Origin of the sequence: Bradyrhizobium sp. PMVTL-01 (assembly GCF_051861855.1) — a bacterium.
Taxonomy (GTDB): domain Bacteria; phylum Pseudomonadota; class Alphaproteobacteria; order Rhizobiales; family Xanthobacteraceae; genus Bradyrhizobium.
Window position 1 is genome coordinate 25991 of the sequence record NZ_CP193982.1, and the last position, 14890, is coordinate 40880.

Below are 14890 nucleotides of genomic sequence, written 5' to 3' on the forward strand. Positions count from 1 at the left end.
GCCATTCACCACTCGCCATTCGCTCTTTCATGCTGATCCTTGCCATCGATACTGCGCTCGAGGCGTGCGCGGCGGCCGTGCTCGACACCGACGCCGACGAGCTCCTCGCACAAGAAACGCTGCTCATGAAGCGCGGTCACGCCGAGGCCCTGATGCCGATGATCGCGCGCGTGATGCAGTCAGCCAATCTCGCCTTCACCTCGCTCGATCGCATCGCCGTCACGGTCGGCCCCGGCAGCTTCACCGGCCTGCGCGTCGGCATCTCGGCAGCACGCGGCCTTGCGCTTGCGGCGAAACGGCCGGCGGTCGGGCTGACGACGCTGTCGGCCTATGCCGCCACCATCGTCGGCCAGAGCGGCACGGTGCCGGTGATCTCCGCGATCGATGCGCGGCATGATCACGTCTATTTCCAGATCGTCGCCGGCGACGGTAGCCAATTGGTGCGGCCGGGTATCGCGCCCGTCGATGATGCGATCGCAGCCTCGCAATTCGGCGCGCCGCATCTGGTCGGCAATGCCGCAAACATTCTCGCCGATCGCTGGCCGAAGGATCTGCCGCCTCCGGTCGCGGTCGACGCGCAGCCCGCGCCCGACATCGGCTGGGTCGCTTGGCTCGGCGCCGCCGCCGACCCCGAGACGACCCCGGCGCGGCCGTTCTATCTGAAGGCGCCCGACGCAAAACCGGCCGCAACGCCGTCGCTCGCACAAGCCGCGAGCTCATGATGGGATGGCTGTCGGAATGGTGGCGCGGCGGCACGGCAGCCGTCGAGCCGGTTTCCTTGCGCGACGCCGCACGGCTGGCGCAGCTTCATGGCGCCTCCTTCGCGCATGGCTGGGGCGAAAGCGAGTTCGAGAGCATGATCAGCGAGCGCAACACGCTCGTGCATCGGTTACGCCTCGGCCGCAAGATCATCGGCTTTGCCGTCTCGCGGATCGGCGCGGACGAGGCGGAGATCCTCTCGGTCGCGGTCGACCAGGCCTATCGCGGCCGCGGCCTGTCTCGCACGCTGCTGATGACCCATCTCGGCCATCTCGCGGGGCGCGGCGTGCGCACGATATTTCTCGAAGTTGAGGAAAATAACCAGCCGGCGCGGCGACTCTACGACCGGGCCGGATTCATGGTGGTCGGACGCCGCGAACGCTACTATAAGCAGCCGAACGGGGAACAATTGAACGCCCTTCTGATGCGACGTGACTTGTCGTAACATTCGATGGCAGAAAGCGCCCCGTCAGGCAGACAAATCATGACCGCACTGAAACCTTCTTCCGCATCCAAGGCGTCCGGCATCGAGGCGCGCTGTGCCGCCACCGGCATGCGCATGACCGAGCAGCGCCGCGTCATCGCCCGCGTGCTCGCGGAGGCGGTCGATCATCCCGATGTGGAGGAATTGTACCGGCGCTGCGTTGCCGTCGACGACAAGATCTCGATCTCGACCGTGTATCGCACCGTCAAGCTGTTCGAGGACGCTGGTATCATCGAACGCCATGATTTTCGCGAGGGACGTGCGCGCTATGAGACGATGCGCGACAGCCACCACGATCACCTCATCAATCTGCGCGACGGCAAGGTGATCGAGTTCACCTCCGAAGAGATCGAGAAGCTGCAGGCGGAGATCGCCCGCAAGCTCGGCTACAAGCTGGTCGATCACCGGCTCGAGCTCTATTGCGTCCCGCTCGACGACGACAAGCCCACGAATTGATGAACGGATCTTTCGGCGAGCTCTCTTCACCTCTCCCGTTGGCGAGAGGTCGATTTGCGAAGCAAATCGGGTGAGGGGACTCAGGTCCCCGAGAGAGCTGATCCCCTCACCCCGCGCTTCGCGCCAGATCATTTCAAGCTCACCGCAAACTGAATGCCCATCGATCTCATCATCTTCGATTGCGACGGCGTGCTGGTGGACAGCGAGGTGATCTCCTGCCGCGCGCATGCCGACGTGCTGACCCGGCACGGCTACCCGATCACGTCGGAGCAGGTGTTGGTCCGCTTTCTCGGGGTGTCGGAGAAGGACGCGCGGCGGATGGTCGAACAGGAAATCGGCCGCAGTCTTCCCGACGATCTGGAAAGCCAAGTCAATGCCGCCACGCTGCAATTCTACGCCAGCGATCTGCAGCCGATCACCCATGTCGCCGCGGCGATCGCCGCGATCGATTTGCCGAGATGCGTGGCATCGAGCGGCACGCCGGACAAGATCCATCACGGCCTGACCTGCGCCGGGCTCCACGACCTGCTCGCCCCTCACATCTTTTCGGCGAGCCAGGTCGCGCGCGGCAAGCCCGCGCCCGATCTGTTCCTATTCGCCGCCGCGCAGATGCAGGTCGCGCCTGAACGGTGCCTCGTGATCGAGGACAGCGTTCCCGGGGTGACCGGCGCGCACGCCGCCGGGATGACCGTGCTGGGCTTTCACGGCGGCAGCCACTGCCCGCCGGGCCATGCCGAAAGGCTGCGGTCTGCCGGCGCCGCACTGACCTTCGACGATATGCGGCAATTGCCCGAACTGGTGCGGCGGGTCGAGACGGATGCTCTGGCGGGCTAGCCCCTGGCCGTCATTCCGGGCGATGCGCAGCGTTGAACCCGGGAATCTCGCCTAAAAACGTCCGGATTCCGGGTTCGCTCGCGCGCGAGCGCGCCGGAATGACCGTATGGCCGCCCATTCGCTGGATTTTCGCCCCTCCAGCCTATATCTCAGGGCCGTCCTCCACCGCCATTTTCGGGTTCCATGACGCCGCCGCGCAAGCTGCACATCAAATCATATGGCTGCCAGATGAACGTCTACGATGCCCAGCGCATGGTGGATACGCTGGCTCCGGAAGGATTCGTGGAGACGGCGAGCGCCGAGGATGCCGATCTCGTCATCCTCAACACCTGCCATATCCGCGAGAAAGCCTCCGAGAAGGTCTATTCCGAGCTCGGCCGGCTGCGTATCGCCAAGGACGAGGCCGCGCGCGGGGGCCGCGCGATGCAGATCGCGGTTGCCGGCTGCGTGGCGCAGGCCGAGGGCGAGGAGATCGTGCGCCGAGCGCCGGTCGTCGATGTCGTGGTCGGACCGCAGAGCTATCATCACCTGCCGGAGCTGTTGAAGCGCGCCGGCAACGAAGGCCGCGCGATCGAGACAGAATTCCCGGCCGAGGACAAGTTCGGCTTCCTGGCCCAGCCGAAGCCCGATGCGATCCGCGCGCGAGGCATTTCCGCCTTCGTCACGGTGCAGGAGGGCTGCGACAAGTTCTGCACCTTCTGCGTCGTGCCCTATACGCGGGGCTCGGAAGTCTCGCGCCCCGTGGCGAAGATCGTCGACGACGTGAAGCGGCTCGCCGACAACGGCGTGCGCGAGGTCACGCTGATCGGGCAGAACGTCAACGCCTATCACGGCGAGGGCCCGGACGGAAAAACCTGGCCGCTCGGCCGGTTGCTCGAACATCTGGCGACAATTCCGGGGATCGCGCGGCTGCGCTATTCGACCAGCCACCCCCGCGACGTCGATGACAGCCTGATTGCAGCCCATCGCGATCTCGGTGCCCTGATGCCGTTCGTGCACCTGCCGGTGCAGTCGGGCTCGGACCGGATTCTCGCCGCCATGAACCGGAAACATACCGCCGATGATTATCGGCGTGTCATCGACCGTTTCCGTACCGCTCGCCAAGACATTGCTTTTTCATCAGATTTCATCGTCGGCTTCCCCGGCGAAAGCGAGCAAGATTTTCTTGCCACTCTCGCGCTTGTCACGCAAATCGGCTACGCTGCGGCGTATTCGTTCAAATACTCCGCCCGGCCGGGAACGCCGGCCGCGGACATGCAGGAGACGGTGTCCCCCGCCGAGATGGACCAGCGATTGGAGCGGCTCCAGGAACTGATCGACAGTCAGCAATCGGCCTTCAACAAGGCCGCGATTGGCTCGACGGTCGACGTGCTGTTCGAGCGTCCGGCGCGCAAGGACGGCCAGATCGTCGGCCGCACCGCTTTTCTCCAGCCCGCCCATGTGATGGCCTCGCCCGACATCATCGGACAAATCCTGCCGGTGCGGATCGACAGCCTCGAGCGCTACAGCTTCCTCGGCGAGCTCGCGACACCGCGCACCGCGCGCGAGCCCGCTTTATCGCAAGCCACTGGAGCCTGAACCCTTGCCAAAAAGCGCATCGGATTCGTCTTCTATCGCTCCCAGCCGCAAATTTGATCGCGACATGCAAGTTCCGCCCGAGACCCAGGTCGTCATCGATTTCGACGACAACCGCGCCGCTTCCGCCCTGGTCGGCCCTTACGGCCAGCACCTCGCGCAGATCGAACGGCGGCTCGGCGTCGTCGTCGATTCCAAGGGCAACCACATCACCATCGGCGGCACGCGCGACGGCTGCGACGCCGCGCGCCGCGTGCTGGAGATGCTCTACGCGCAGGCCCTGAAGGGACAGGACCTCGACCAGGGCGAGGTCGAAGGCTCGATCCGCGCCGTGATCGCGCAGGGCTCGCTGTTCGAGTTCGATGCCAAGTCGGCCAAATCGACCTTCGACAGCATCAACCTGCGCAAGCGGCCGGTGCGCGCACGCACCGCCGCGCAGGACTCCTACATCCGCGCGCTGAAGCGCCACGAGCTGGTGTTCGGCATCGGCCCCGCGGGTACCGGCAAGACCTGGCTCGCAGTCGCGCATGCCGCGCAGCTGTTCGAGCGCAAGGAGGTCGACAAGATCATCCTGTCGCGCCCGGCGGTGGAAGCCGGCGAGCGGCTCGGCTTCCTGCCCGGCGATCTCCGCGAGAAGGTCGATCCGTATCTCCGCCCGATCTACGACGCGCTTTACGATCTCATGGACGCGCGCATCGTCGAGCGCGCACTGCAGACCGGCGAGATCGAGATCGCGCCGCTCGCCTTCATGCGCGGCCGCACGCTCACCAACGCCGCCATCATCCTGGACGAGGCGCAGAACACCACGTCGATGCAGATGAAGATGTTCCTGACGCGTCTCGGCGAGAACAGCCGCATGATCGTGACAGGCGACCCCTCGCAGATCGACTTGCCGAACGGCCAGACCTCGGGTCTTGCCGAGGCAACGCGCCTGTTGAGCGGCGTCGAAGGCATTGCCCAAGTTCATTTCAAAGCCGAGGACGTGATCCGCCATGAGCTCGTGGCGCGGATCGTCGCCGCCTATGAAGGTTCGCCGCAGCGGCCGGCCACCGATAAATCCTGACGGGACAACAGCCGGACCAGACGGGCGCGAACGCGGCGCCTGATCGTTCCGAACAAAGACAATGTCACATCCGAACCTTCCCATGACCGAGGTCCTCGTCGTTGCCGATTGCTGGCAGCGCGAGCCCGATTCCGAAGCCGTGATCCAGCGCGCGGTTGCCGCCGCCGCCGAGAGCGTCGAGGAAGATGTTGCCGACGCGGAAGTGGCGGTGATGCTGACCGATGATGCCGGCATCCGCACCCTCAACAGCAACTGGCGCGGCATCGACAAGCCAACCAACGTGCTGTCGTTTCCCGCGCTCCAGCCGGAAGGCGAATGGAAGGAAGGCGATGCGCCGCGCATGCTCGGCGACATCGCGATCGCCTACGAGACAATGCGGCGCGAGGCCGACGAGGAACACAAGCCGTTCGAGCATCATTTGAGCCATCTCGCCGTGCACGGCTTCCTGCACCTGATCGGCTACGACCACGAGAACGACGACGACGCCGAGGAGATGGAAGCGCTGGAAACCGAGATCCTCGCCCATCTCGGCATCCCCGACCCCTATGCCGACCGCCCGGGGACGCACTGAGATGCCGGATTCCGAGCCAACCCACGACAATTCGCGCAACACGCCCAATCTGCCGGCCGTAGTGACCCCTGGCGAGGTGCTGCGTCCCACTGCGGAAAGCTGGTTGCTGCGCGCCATCCGCACGCTGTTCGGCTGGAAGGCGGGATCGGTGCGCGACGATCTCCAGGTCGTGCTCGACGCCACGACGCCCGACGACACCGGCTTCTCCGCCGTCGAGCGCACCATGCTGCGCAACATCCTCGGGCTGCACGAGCGCCGCATCGCCGACGTCATGGTGCATCGCGCCGACATCATCGCGGTGAAGCGCGACATCCCGCTCGGCGAACTGATGGACCGCTTCGAGAGCGCCGGCCATTCCCGCCTCGTGGTCTACAACGAGACGCTCGACGATCCCGTCGGCATCGTCCACATCCGCGATCTGCTCGCTTTCATGACCGTGCGGGCGCGGGTGTCGGAGGCCACCAAGACCAAGCGCAAGAAGCCGCTGCCGGCCGGCCTCGATCTGCGCGCGGTCGACCTTGCGATGCCGCTCGAGGACGCCCGCATCATCCGCAAGCTGCTCTACGTGCCGCCGTCGATGCGGGCGATCGACCTCCTCGCGCAGATGCAGGCGACCCGCATCCACCTCGCGCTGGTGGTCGACGAATATGGCGGCAGTGACGGGCTGGTCTCGATCGAGGACATCGTCGAGCAGATCGTCGGCGAGATCGACGACGAGCACGACAGCGACGAGCCGCCCTCGATCGTGCGCCTGCCTGACAACGCCTTCATCGCCGACGCCCGCGCCAGCCTCGACGACGTCCGCACCGTGATCGGCGCGGACTTCGTCACCGGCGAGGCCGGCGAGGAGGTCGAGACGCTCGGCGGCTATCTCGTCAGCTTCGTCGGACGCCTGCCGGTGCGCGGCGAGGTGATCTCGGGGCCCGGCAATTACGAGGTCGAGGTGCTCGATGCCGATCCGCGCCGCGTCAAGCGGCTGCGCATCTCGACGCGGAAGGAACGTCCCGCGCCGCGCACCCAGCGCGAGAGCCGCCGCCGCGAGGCCGCGCCGGACAGCAGCCCGCCGCCGGCCAGTGACACGCCGACCCCGCCGCCGAGCGAGGGGACCGGCCCGCGGTGAGCGCGTTGCAGCGACTTCGGCAGATCGCGCTTGCCATCATCCTCACCTGGGGCTGGAAGCGCGCCGTCATCGCCATGGCAGCCGGCGCGCTGTCGGTGCTGGCGTTGGCTCCGTTCAACCTCTTCCCGGTGCTGTTCATCACCTTCCCGGTGCTGGTCTGGCTGATCGACGGCGCCGGCGGCGGACGTTATGGCGGCGTCCCCGCCGCGGCGCTGACCGGCTACTGGTTCGGGCTCGGCTATTTCGTGCCCGGCCTCTACTGGATCGGCTACGCCTTCTTCGTCGACGCCGACATCTTCGCCTGGCTGACGCCGTTCGCCGTGCTGGGCCTGCCGGCCTATCTCTCCATCTTCACGGCGATCGGATTAGCGCTGGCGCGCCTGCTCTGGACCAAGAACGCCACGCGCGTGCTTGCGCTCGCGGCAAGCCTCACCATCGCCGAATGGCTGCGGGGCCATGCGCTGACCGGCTTTCCCTGGAACGCGTTCGGCTATGCACTGTCCGAGCCGCTGCCGCTGGCGCAGACGGCCTCGCTGATCGGCCTATGGGGCATGACCTTCCTGACGGTTGCGATCTTTGCGAGCCCGGCGACGCTGATCGACCGCACGCCCGATCGCAGCATTGCGTGGCGCGGACCGGCCGCGGCAATCGCGCTTCTGACCGTCATGGGCATCTTCGGCGCGATCCGCCTGTCGCTGCACCCGACCACGATGGTCGCTGGCGCCAAGCTGCGCCTGATGCAACCGAACCTGCAGCAGGACGCGAAGTTCAACTACGCAGCCAAGGCCGAGGTGATGAAGAAATACCTCGCGCTGTCGGACCGCGCCTCCGGACCGCAATCGACGGGCGTGCGCGATGCCACCATCCTGATCTGGCCGGAATCCGCCTTCCCGTTCTTCCTGACCCGCGAAGCCGACGCGATGGCTGAGATCGCCGAGCTGTTGCCGAAGGGCACGGTGCTGATCACGGGTTCGGTGCGCGCGCCCGACCTGCCGCGGGGGACGCCGATCACGCGCGCCTACAATTCGATCTACGTCATCGATCACGACGGCAGCGTGCTCTCGGTTTACGACAAGCTGCACCTCGTGCCGTTCGGCGAGTTTCTTCCCTATCAGGAGTTGATGGAGAAGCTCGGTTTCGAGCAGCTGACGCGTGTGCGCGGCGGCTTCATCGCCGGCAGCGGGCGGCATGCGCTGCCGGTCCCCACCGCGCCATCGGCACTGCCGCTGATCTGCTATGAGGCCATCTTTCCCGGTGAGGTGGCAGGACGCAACGAACGTCCGGGCTGGATCGTGAACCTCACCAATGATGGCTGGTTCGGCATCTCGACCGGCCCCTATCAGCATCTGGAGCAGGCGCGAATGCGCGCGATCGAGCTCGGATTGCCGCTGGTCCGCTCCGCCAATACAGGCATCTCGGCGGTGATCGATCCGGTCGGACGAACCGTCGCCAGCCTCGGTCTCGGCATCGAAGGCATTTTGGACGCAAACCTGCCCGCAGCAATCCCCCCGACAGTCTACGCGCGGCTGGGCGATGTGCCCGCAGCCACCCTCGTCGCGCTCGGCGTGATACTCGCCGTCCGTCGGCGTGTTGCCAAACGGCACCCCTGATCGCACCGCGGCGAGCGAGGCGGCCGGAATCCTTTGACAACCGTAGTCCCACGGTTGACAGATTGCACGCGGGTTCCTCATTCTGCATCCGCTGCGAAAGACAGCGGGCGTTGCTAAATTTCTCCGCAATGTTTCCCAATAACAGGGTTTGATTTTTACGTTGCTGGCACCTGAGGCATTCCGTCGATTGCGCTGAAGGTGGTGTTTGGAGGCTGAGGAAATGTCGAAAGCGCCCAACCCTGTTGACAAATATGTCGGCAGCCGTGTGCGTATGCGCCGCATCATGTTGGGCATGAGCCAGGAAAAGCTCGGTGAAGCTTTGGGCCTGACGTTCCAGCAGATCCAGAAATACGAGAAGGGCACGAACCGGGTCGGCGCGAGCCGCATCCAGCAAATTGCCGAGATTCTGCAGGTACCGGTGTCGTTCCTGTTCGAGGGCGGCCCGAGCGGCGTGCCGGGTCCGGACGGCTTCAGCGAAGGCGCCTCGCCCTCTTACGTGTCCGACTTCCTCGCGACCTCCGAAGGTCTCGCTCTGACCAAGGCCTTCACCCGAATCACCGATTCGAAGATGCGCCGCTCGATCGTCGATCTCGTCGAACAGATCGCGGCCCGCGAAGGCCCCGACAAGCGCTGAGGCGCACCAGCTCAATCCGATTTGAGGCTGCGCCAAATCTGGCCTATGTCGTCGTTTGCGGCCGCGCGTTGACGCGCGCCTTCCCGGATGATGCGATTCAAAGGCATAGATGCGTCCATGACGAACGCCAACTGGTTCGATACCCCAACTATTCTCGACGGCATCCGGCGCTGGGTGGAGATCGAGACGCCGACAGAGGCGCCTGAGCAGGTCAACAAACTCGTGTCGCTGGTCGCCGCTCAACACCGCGACCTGCCCGTCACGCTCGAGCGCGTCGCCGGCGTCGACGGCTGCGGCGATCATCTGCTGGCCCGCTCGACCTGGGGTCAGGAGCAGCCGGGCATCCTGGTGCTGAGTCACCTCGATACCGTGCACCCCCTGGGCTTCATCGAGCGCCTGCCGTTCAGGGTCGAGGGCGACAGCGCGTTCGGTCCCGGCATCTACGACATGAAGGGCGGGGCCTACATCGCCCATCATGCGTTCGCCGCGCTCTGCGCCGACGGCAAGCGATCGCCGCTCGGCATCACCCACATGTTCACCTCCGACGAGGAGATCGGCAGCCCCACCTCGCGCGCACTGATCGAGCAGGAGGGACGCAAGGCCAAATACGTGCTGGTGACGGAGCCGGCGCGCGACGGCGGCAAGATCGTCACCGGACGCAAGGGCGTCGGACGCTTCGAGGTGTTCATCAAGGGCGTGCCGGCGCATGCCGGCTCGCGGCCCGAAGACGGCCGCAGCGCCATCCGCGAGCTCGCCAACATCATCCATGCGCTGGAAGGAATGAACGACCTGAAGCGCGGCGTCACCGTCAATGTCGGCGTGGTGCGCGGCGGCACGCGCCCCAACGTGACGCCGGAAGAGGCCTATGCCGAAATCGACCTGCGTGTTCCGAGCTTTGCCGATGCGGATGAATTCGCCGGCAAGATCCTCGGGCTGAAATCGAAAACGGAGGGCGTCACCGTCACGGTCACCGGCGAGCTCAATCGTCCTCCTTACGAGAAGGGCAATGCGGGCGCCTCGCTCTACCAGCACGCCAGGGCGCTCGCCACCGAGATTGGCTTCGAGCTGATCGACACCTATACCGGTGGCGGCTCGGACGGCAATTTCACCGCGTCCCACACCGCCACGCTGGACGGGCTCGGCGTCGACGGCAAGGGTGCGCATACCCCTTATGAGCAGCTCTACGTCTCGTCGCTCGAGCCGCGCGCGCGGCTGCTCTATCGGCTGTATCAGACGCTGCGATGAGCGAGCGCAAGCCAGACCCCGATCGCGACGACAGCGAGCGCGCCTTCTTCGGGCGCCGAAAGGGCCACAAGCTCAGGCAGCACCAGGCCGACCTGATCGACAATCTGCTGCCGCATCTTGCACTCGACATCGAGGGCGAGAAGCCGGCTGATGCGCGCGAGATCTTCGATCCCACCGCGGATGACGTGCGGCTCGAGATCGGCTTCGGCGGCGGCGAGCATCTCGCGGCCGAGGCGCAGAATTTCGCCACGACCGGCTTCATCGGCTGCGAGCCCTATGTCAACGGCATGGCGAAAATCCTCGCGCAGATCGAAGCCGCGAACATCGCCAACATCCGTCTGTTCGCCGGCGATGCCGCCGAGCTGCTGGCCTGGCTGCCGAAGGCCTCGCTGTCGCGGATCGACCTGATCCATCCGGATCCCTGGCCGAAGCGGCGGCACTGGAAGCGGCGCTTCGTCCAGGACAGGACGATCGCCGCAATGGCGCGCGTGCTGAAGAGCGGCGGCGAATTCCGCTTCGTCTGCGACATCGACGATTACTGCGCCTGGACGCTGTCGCATCTTGCGCGCTCGCCGGATTTCAAATGGCTCGCGGAGCGCGCCGACGATTTCCGGCAGCCCTGGGCCGGCTACACCATGACGCGCTACGGCCGGAAGGCGGCCCGCGAAGGCCGCAAGGCGGCTTACTTGCGGTTCAGGCGGGTCGGTTAGAAGCTAGATCGTCTGCCGGTTGCGCCAGAAATTCACGACGCGTTCGGCCGTCGTCGGCATCAGGCGCGTGAAGTTCATGCGGGCGGCTTCGATGTCGGCATCGGCGGGCGTGCGATTGGGGCCGTACCAGAGCAGGATCAGTGCGCGCACCGTGGGCCAGCCGAGATTTAGCACCCGGCCGAGGATCAGGATCGGATCGTAGCGGTCGCCCGCGATCAGTCGGTCGAGGATCGAGATGCGGATGCCGGCCATCGCCGAGAGCGAGGCGATCGATTCCTCGTATTTGTGCGCCTTGGCAAAACCAAGCAGCGCGCTCTCGCCGAGATGGCCCTCGCGATGCAAGGTGAGCACGGTGCGCTGGGCCGCGGAGAAATCGCGTCGCGGTCCGGGCGGCAGTGCAGCCTCTTCGATCGCCGCCATGGCACGCTTGATCTCGACCTGGCGAACGGGATTGACCACGGTGGAGAGGCGGCGGCGGATGACGTCGAGCGTGCCCTCGAGAAGCTGTTTCAGGTTCTCGCCCGAGAGATCGCTGCGCTGGCCGAGCTTGAGCGTCAACACGCCATCCTGCGCCGAACGCTTGATCAGCTCGGAATAACTGGCAGGCGAAAACACCGCGCCGGCATTGCCCGCGGCGCGGCGCACGACATCGCGATCGCCGCGCTCAACCAGCACGTCGGTGACGACGGCCGGCAGGACGGGACGTTCCGTCATCGCCAGAAGATGACCCTGTCCTTTCAGCCGTGCGATCTCGACGAGAGCGGCGTCATCGAGCACGGGCGAGCGGCGCAGCACGGGGCCCGCCACCATGATCTCGTTTTCGCGCGCCAGCTGGTTCACCAGATGCGGCGGCGCATTGTTCAGCCGCGAGAAGCGCTCGGCGAGATCGACGCGCGAGTCGAGCTCGGCATGCGGGACGAGATCGATCAGGAGATTGTCGAACAGATCGATGAGCTCGGGACCGAGGCTCGCCGGATCCTGGAAGTAGAGGTCGGCGATGGCGTGCGCGATCTCGCCGCGACGGCGAGGGTCGCCGCGTTTGACGATAGTGTCCAGTCCGGGAATGAGCGACGTGGCAGCGGTCATGAAAACACAAACTCGTACAGGGCACGCCGCGGGTGCGCCCTCGGCCCCACAATCAAGAAATAGGCCTCGGAAATGAAGGAAGCGTTGCGCGCGAGACGCCGCGAATCGGGCGTAAAAAGCCTCATCGGGCCTCCGATGGGCCTTGTCCGGGAGAGCAGAAAGGGCTATATCAGCGCCAATTCATCTTCTCATACGATCCGCGTAGTGAGAGTGGGCCCGAAAGGACCCGCTCTTTTTTATTACCTGAACGCGGGTTGGCGGAAGATCCGGCCCGACGCGCTGTCGGGAGAGTTCCGAAACGGGCTTTGAAGTCTTAACCAAGCCTTAACCCAAGCGTTAACCAACGAGCGCCTTGACCGCTGATATGACCGAACCGAACACTGGTTCCACCGATGCCGAACTGCTGGCCGAGCCGAGGCTCGTGGTCGAGCCCGGCGTGGCGGCGCGGGTGTCTGCGGTCGCAGCTCCCGTGCTCGAGGGCATGGGTTACCGCCTGGTCCGGATCCGCATCTCCGGCGAAGCCGGCTGCACCGTGCAGATCATGGCCGAACGGCCGGACGGTTCGATGCAGCTCGAGGATTGCGAGGCGATCTCGCGGGCGCTGTCGCCCGTGCTGGATGTCGCCGACCCCATCGACCGCGCCTACCGGCTGGAGATCTCCTCGCCGGGGATCGACCGCCCCCTGGTGCGGCGGTCCGATTTCGAGCGTTATTCCGGCCATCTGGTGAAGGTCGCGATGGCGGTGGCCCACGAGGGACGCAAACGGTTCCGCGGCACGCTCGGCGCCGTCGAAGGAGACCGCGTCCATCTGCATCGCGACGACGTCAAGGCGGGCGACGATGCCGACGTTCTCCTGACGATGGAGGATATCGGCGAGGCCCGGCTGGTGCTGACCGACGAGCTGATTGCCGAATCCATGCGCCGCGGCAAGGCCGAAGAGCGCCAGATACGCCGGGATCTCGGCCTCGCGCCGCCGCAGGCGCCGCACGCGAAAATCAGCGAAAAAACCACCAAGAGCACCAAGCCGAAAAAGAAGCCGGCCCCGACCAATACCAAGAAACATCGCCTTGCCGCCGAACGCGCGCGGCGCGGCGAGATCGAGCCTGAAGGAGACTAGCCATGGCAGTCAGCGCCAATCGACTCGAATTGCTCCAGATCGCGGACGCCGTCGCGCGCGAGAAATCGATCGACCGCGGCATCGTCATCGCGGCGATGGAGGATGCCATCGCCAAGGCCGCGCGGGCCCGTTACGGCAGCGAGACTGACGTTCACGCCGAGATCGACCCGAAGAAGGGCGAGCTGCGGCTGTCGCGGCACATGCTGGTGGTCGACAAGGTCGAGAATCATTCCAACCAGATCTCGCTGGTGGACGCGCAGCGTGCCAATCCCGGCGCCCAGGTCGGCGACACCATCGCCGACACCCTGCCGCCGCTGGAATACGGCCGCATCGCCGCGCAGTCGGCCAAGCAGGTCATCGTGCAGAAGGTGCGCGAGGCCGAGCGCGACCGGCAGTACCAGGAATTCAAGGACCGCATCGGCGACATCGTCAACGGCGTCGTCAAGCGCGTCGAATATGGCAGCGTGATCGTCGATCTCGGCCGCGGTGAAGCCATCATCCGCCGCGACGAGATGCTGCCGCGCGAAGTGTTCCGCAACGGGGACCGCGTCCGCGCCTACATCTTCGACGTCCGCCGCGAGACGCGCGGCCCGCAGATCTTCCTCTCCCGCACCCATCCGCAGTTCATGGCGAAGCTGTTCGCGCAGGAAGTGCCTGAGATCTATGACGGCATCGTCGAGATCAAGGCGGTGGCCCGCGATCCGGGCTCGCGCGCAAAAATCGGCGTGATTTCCCGGGATTCCTCGGTCGATCCGGTCGGCGCCTGCGTCGGTATGCGCGGCTCGCGCGTGCAGGCCGTGGTGAACGAGCTGCAGGGCGAGAAGATCGACATCATCCCGTGGTCGCCCGACATCGCGACCTTCGTGGTCAACGCTTTGGCGCCGGCCGAAGTCTCCAAGGTCGTCATCGACGAAGACCGCGAGCGCATCGAGGTCGTGGTGCCCGACACCAACAACCAGCTCTCGCTGGCGATCGGCCGCCGCGGCCAGAACGTGCGTCTGGCCTCGCAGCTCACCGGCTGGGACATCGACATCCTGACCGAGCAGGAGGAATCGGAGCGCCGCCAGGCCGACTTCGAGAACTCCACCCGCGTCTTCATGGAATCGCTCAACGTCGACGAGGTGGTCGGCCAGCTGCTGGCGTCCGAAGGCTTCACCTCGGTCGAGGAACTCGCGATGGTCGACGTCAAGGAGCTCGCCGGCATCGAGGGCTTCGACGAGGAGACCGCCCAGGAGCTCCAGAGCCGCGCCCGCGAATATCTCGAGCAGCAGGAAGCCGAGCTCGAGGCGAGGCGCAAGGAGCTCGGCGTCGAGGACGCCCTCAAGGACGTGCCCGGCGTCACCTCGAAGATGCTGGTGAAGTTCGGCGAGAACGACATCAAGACCGTCGACGACCTCGCCGGCTGCGCCACCGACGATCTGGTCGGATGGACCGAGCGCAAGGAAGGCGGCGAGCAGACCAAATATCCGGGTGCGCTCGACGGTATCGAGATCTCCCGTGACGATGCCGAGGCGATGATCATGCAGGCCCGCGTCAAGGCCGGCTGGATCACCGAGGCCGATCTCGCCAAGCCCGCCGAAGAGGCTGAAGCGACCGAAGATCAGCCGGCTTAAGGGCGACGGAGGA

The 14890-nt window shown here is 65.7% G+C and carries 15 protein-coding genes; 14 read left to right on the forward strand and 1 reads right to left on the reverse strand.

Annotated features, from left to right (window positions below):
* Nucleotides 1-29 precede the first annotated feature (29 nt).
* From tsaB to trmB, 12 genes are all read left to right on the forward strand, one after another.
* Nucleotides 30-722: a tRNA (adenosine(37)-N6)-threonylcarbamoyltransferase complex dimerization subunit type 1 TsaB gene (gene tsaB / locus ACRQ5Q_RS00110; RefSeq protein ID WP_439395460.1), complete on the forward strand. Its 693-nt coding sequence runs from the start codon at nucleotides 30-32 to the stop codon at nucleotides 720-722.
* On the forward strand, nucleotides 719-1204 hold the full coding sequence (gene rimI / locus ACRQ5Q_RS00115) for a ribosomal protein S18-alanine N-acetyltransferase (RefSeq protein ID WP_439395461.1): 486 nt from the start codon (nucleotides 719-721) through the stop codon (nucleotides 1202-1204). The genes tsaB and rimI overlap by 4 nt, the downstream gene beginning before the upstream one ends.
* Nucleotides 1205-1243: 39 nt before the next feature.
* On the forward strand, nucleotides 1244-1699 hold the full coding sequence (locus ACRQ5Q_RS00120) for a Fur family transcriptional regulator (protein WP_060909534.1): 456 nt from the start codon (nucleotides 1244-1246) through the stop codon (nucleotides 1697-1699).
* A gap of 153 nt (nucleotides 1700-1852) precedes the next feature.
* Nucleotides 1853-2533 (forward strand): HAD family hydrolase, encoded by a 681-nt coding sequence (locus tag ACRQ5Q_RS00125; protein ID WP_439372125.1) that lies wholly within the window; start codon nucleotides 1853-1855, stop codon nucleotides 2531-2533.
* A gap of 183 nt (nucleotides 2534-2716) precedes the next feature.
* Complete coding sequence (miaB, locus tag ACRQ5Q_RS00130; protein WP_439372127.1) at nucleotides 2717-4111, forward strand: tRNA (N6-isopentenyl adenosine(37)-C2)-methylthiotransferase MiaB; 1395 nt, start codon at nucleotides 2717-2719, stop codon at nucleotides 4109-4111.
* 64 nt (nucleotides 4112-4175) lie between these two features.
* On the forward strand, nucleotides 4176-5171 hold the full coding sequence (locus ACRQ5Q_RS00135) for a PhoH family protein (RefSeq protein ID WP_439372129.1): 996 nt from the start codon (nucleotides 4176-4178) through the stop codon (nucleotides 5169-5171).
* A gap of 82 nt (nucleotides 5172-5253) precedes the next feature.
* Nucleotides 5254-5742 (forward strand): rRNA maturation RNase YbeY, encoded by a 489-nt coding sequence (ybeY, locus tag ACRQ5Q_RS00140; RefSeq protein ID WP_439372130.1) that lies wholly within the window; start codon nucleotides 5254-5256, stop codon nucleotides 5740-5742.
* 1 nt (nucleotide 5743) lies between these two features.
* On the forward strand, nucleotides 5744-6862 hold the full coding sequence (locus tag ACRQ5Q_RS00145) for a hemolysin family protein (protein WP_439372132.1): 1119 nt from the start codon (nucleotides 5744-5746) through the stop codon (nucleotides 6860-6862).
* The gene (lnt, locus tag ACRQ5Q_RS00150; RefSeq protein ID WP_439395463.1) at nucleotides 6859-8472 is read left to right on the forward strand and encodes an apolipoprotein N-acyltransferase; all 1614 of its coding nucleotides are present in this window, start codon (nucleotides 6859-6861) and stop codon (nucleotides 8470-8472) included. Before ACRQ5Q_RS00145 ends, lnt begins: the two co-directional genes overlap by 4 nt.
* A 220-nt stretch (nucleotides 8473-8692) precedes the next feature.
* Nucleotides 8693-9106 carry a helix-turn-helix domain-containing protein gene (locus ACRQ5Q_RS00155; protein WP_018319423.1) on the forward strand — a complete coding sequence of 138 codons (414 nt, stop codon included), beginning with the start codon at nucleotides 8693-8695 and terminating at the stop codon, nucleotides 9104-9106.
* A gap of 87 nt (nucleotides 9107-9193) precedes the next feature.
* Nucleotides 9194-10351: a M20 family metallopeptidase gene (locus tag ACRQ5Q_RS00160; RefSeq protein WP_439395465.1), complete on the forward strand. Its 1158-nt coding sequence runs from the start codon at nucleotides 9194-9196 to the stop codon at nucleotides 10349-10351.
* Nucleotides 10348-11061: a tRNA (guanosine(46)-N7)-methyltransferase TrmB gene (gene trmB / locus ACRQ5Q_RS00165; RefSeq protein ID WP_439395467.1), complete on the forward strand. Its 714-nt coding sequence runs from the start codon at nucleotides 10348-10350 to the stop codon at nucleotides 11059-11061. Before ACRQ5Q_RS00160 ends, trmB begins: the two co-directional genes overlap by 4 nt.
* A gap of 3 nt (nucleotides 11062-11064) precedes the next feature.
* Here trmB and ACRQ5Q_RS00170 read toward each other — a convergent pair whose 3' ends face one another.
* A complete protein-coding gene (locus ACRQ5Q_RS00170; RefSeq protein WP_439395469.1) occupies nucleotides 11065-12147 on the reverse strand; it encodes a DUF2336 domain-containing protein in 1083 nt (360 codons plus the stop codon).
* A 364-nt stretch (nucleotides 12148-12511) separates the two neighbouring features.
* On the opposite strand from ACRQ5Q_RS00170, the gene rimP reads away from it, so the two are divergent.
* Together rimP and nusA are read left to right on the forward strand one after the other, a co-directional pair.
* Nucleotides 12512-13264, forward strand: coding sequence for a ribosome maturation factor RimP (rimP, locus tag ACRQ5Q_RS00175; protein WP_439395471.1), 753 nt, complete (start codon nucleotides 12512-12514; stop codon nucleotides 13262-13264).
* Between the two features lie 2 nt (nucleotides 13265-13266).
* Nucleotides 13267-14877 (forward strand): transcription termination factor NusA, encoded by a 1611-nt coding sequence (nusA, locus tag ACRQ5Q_RS00180; protein WP_439395473.1) that lies wholly within the window; start codon nucleotides 13267-13269, stop codon nucleotides 14875-14877.
* The last annotated feature ends 13 nt before the right edge of the window (nucleotides 14878-14890 follow it).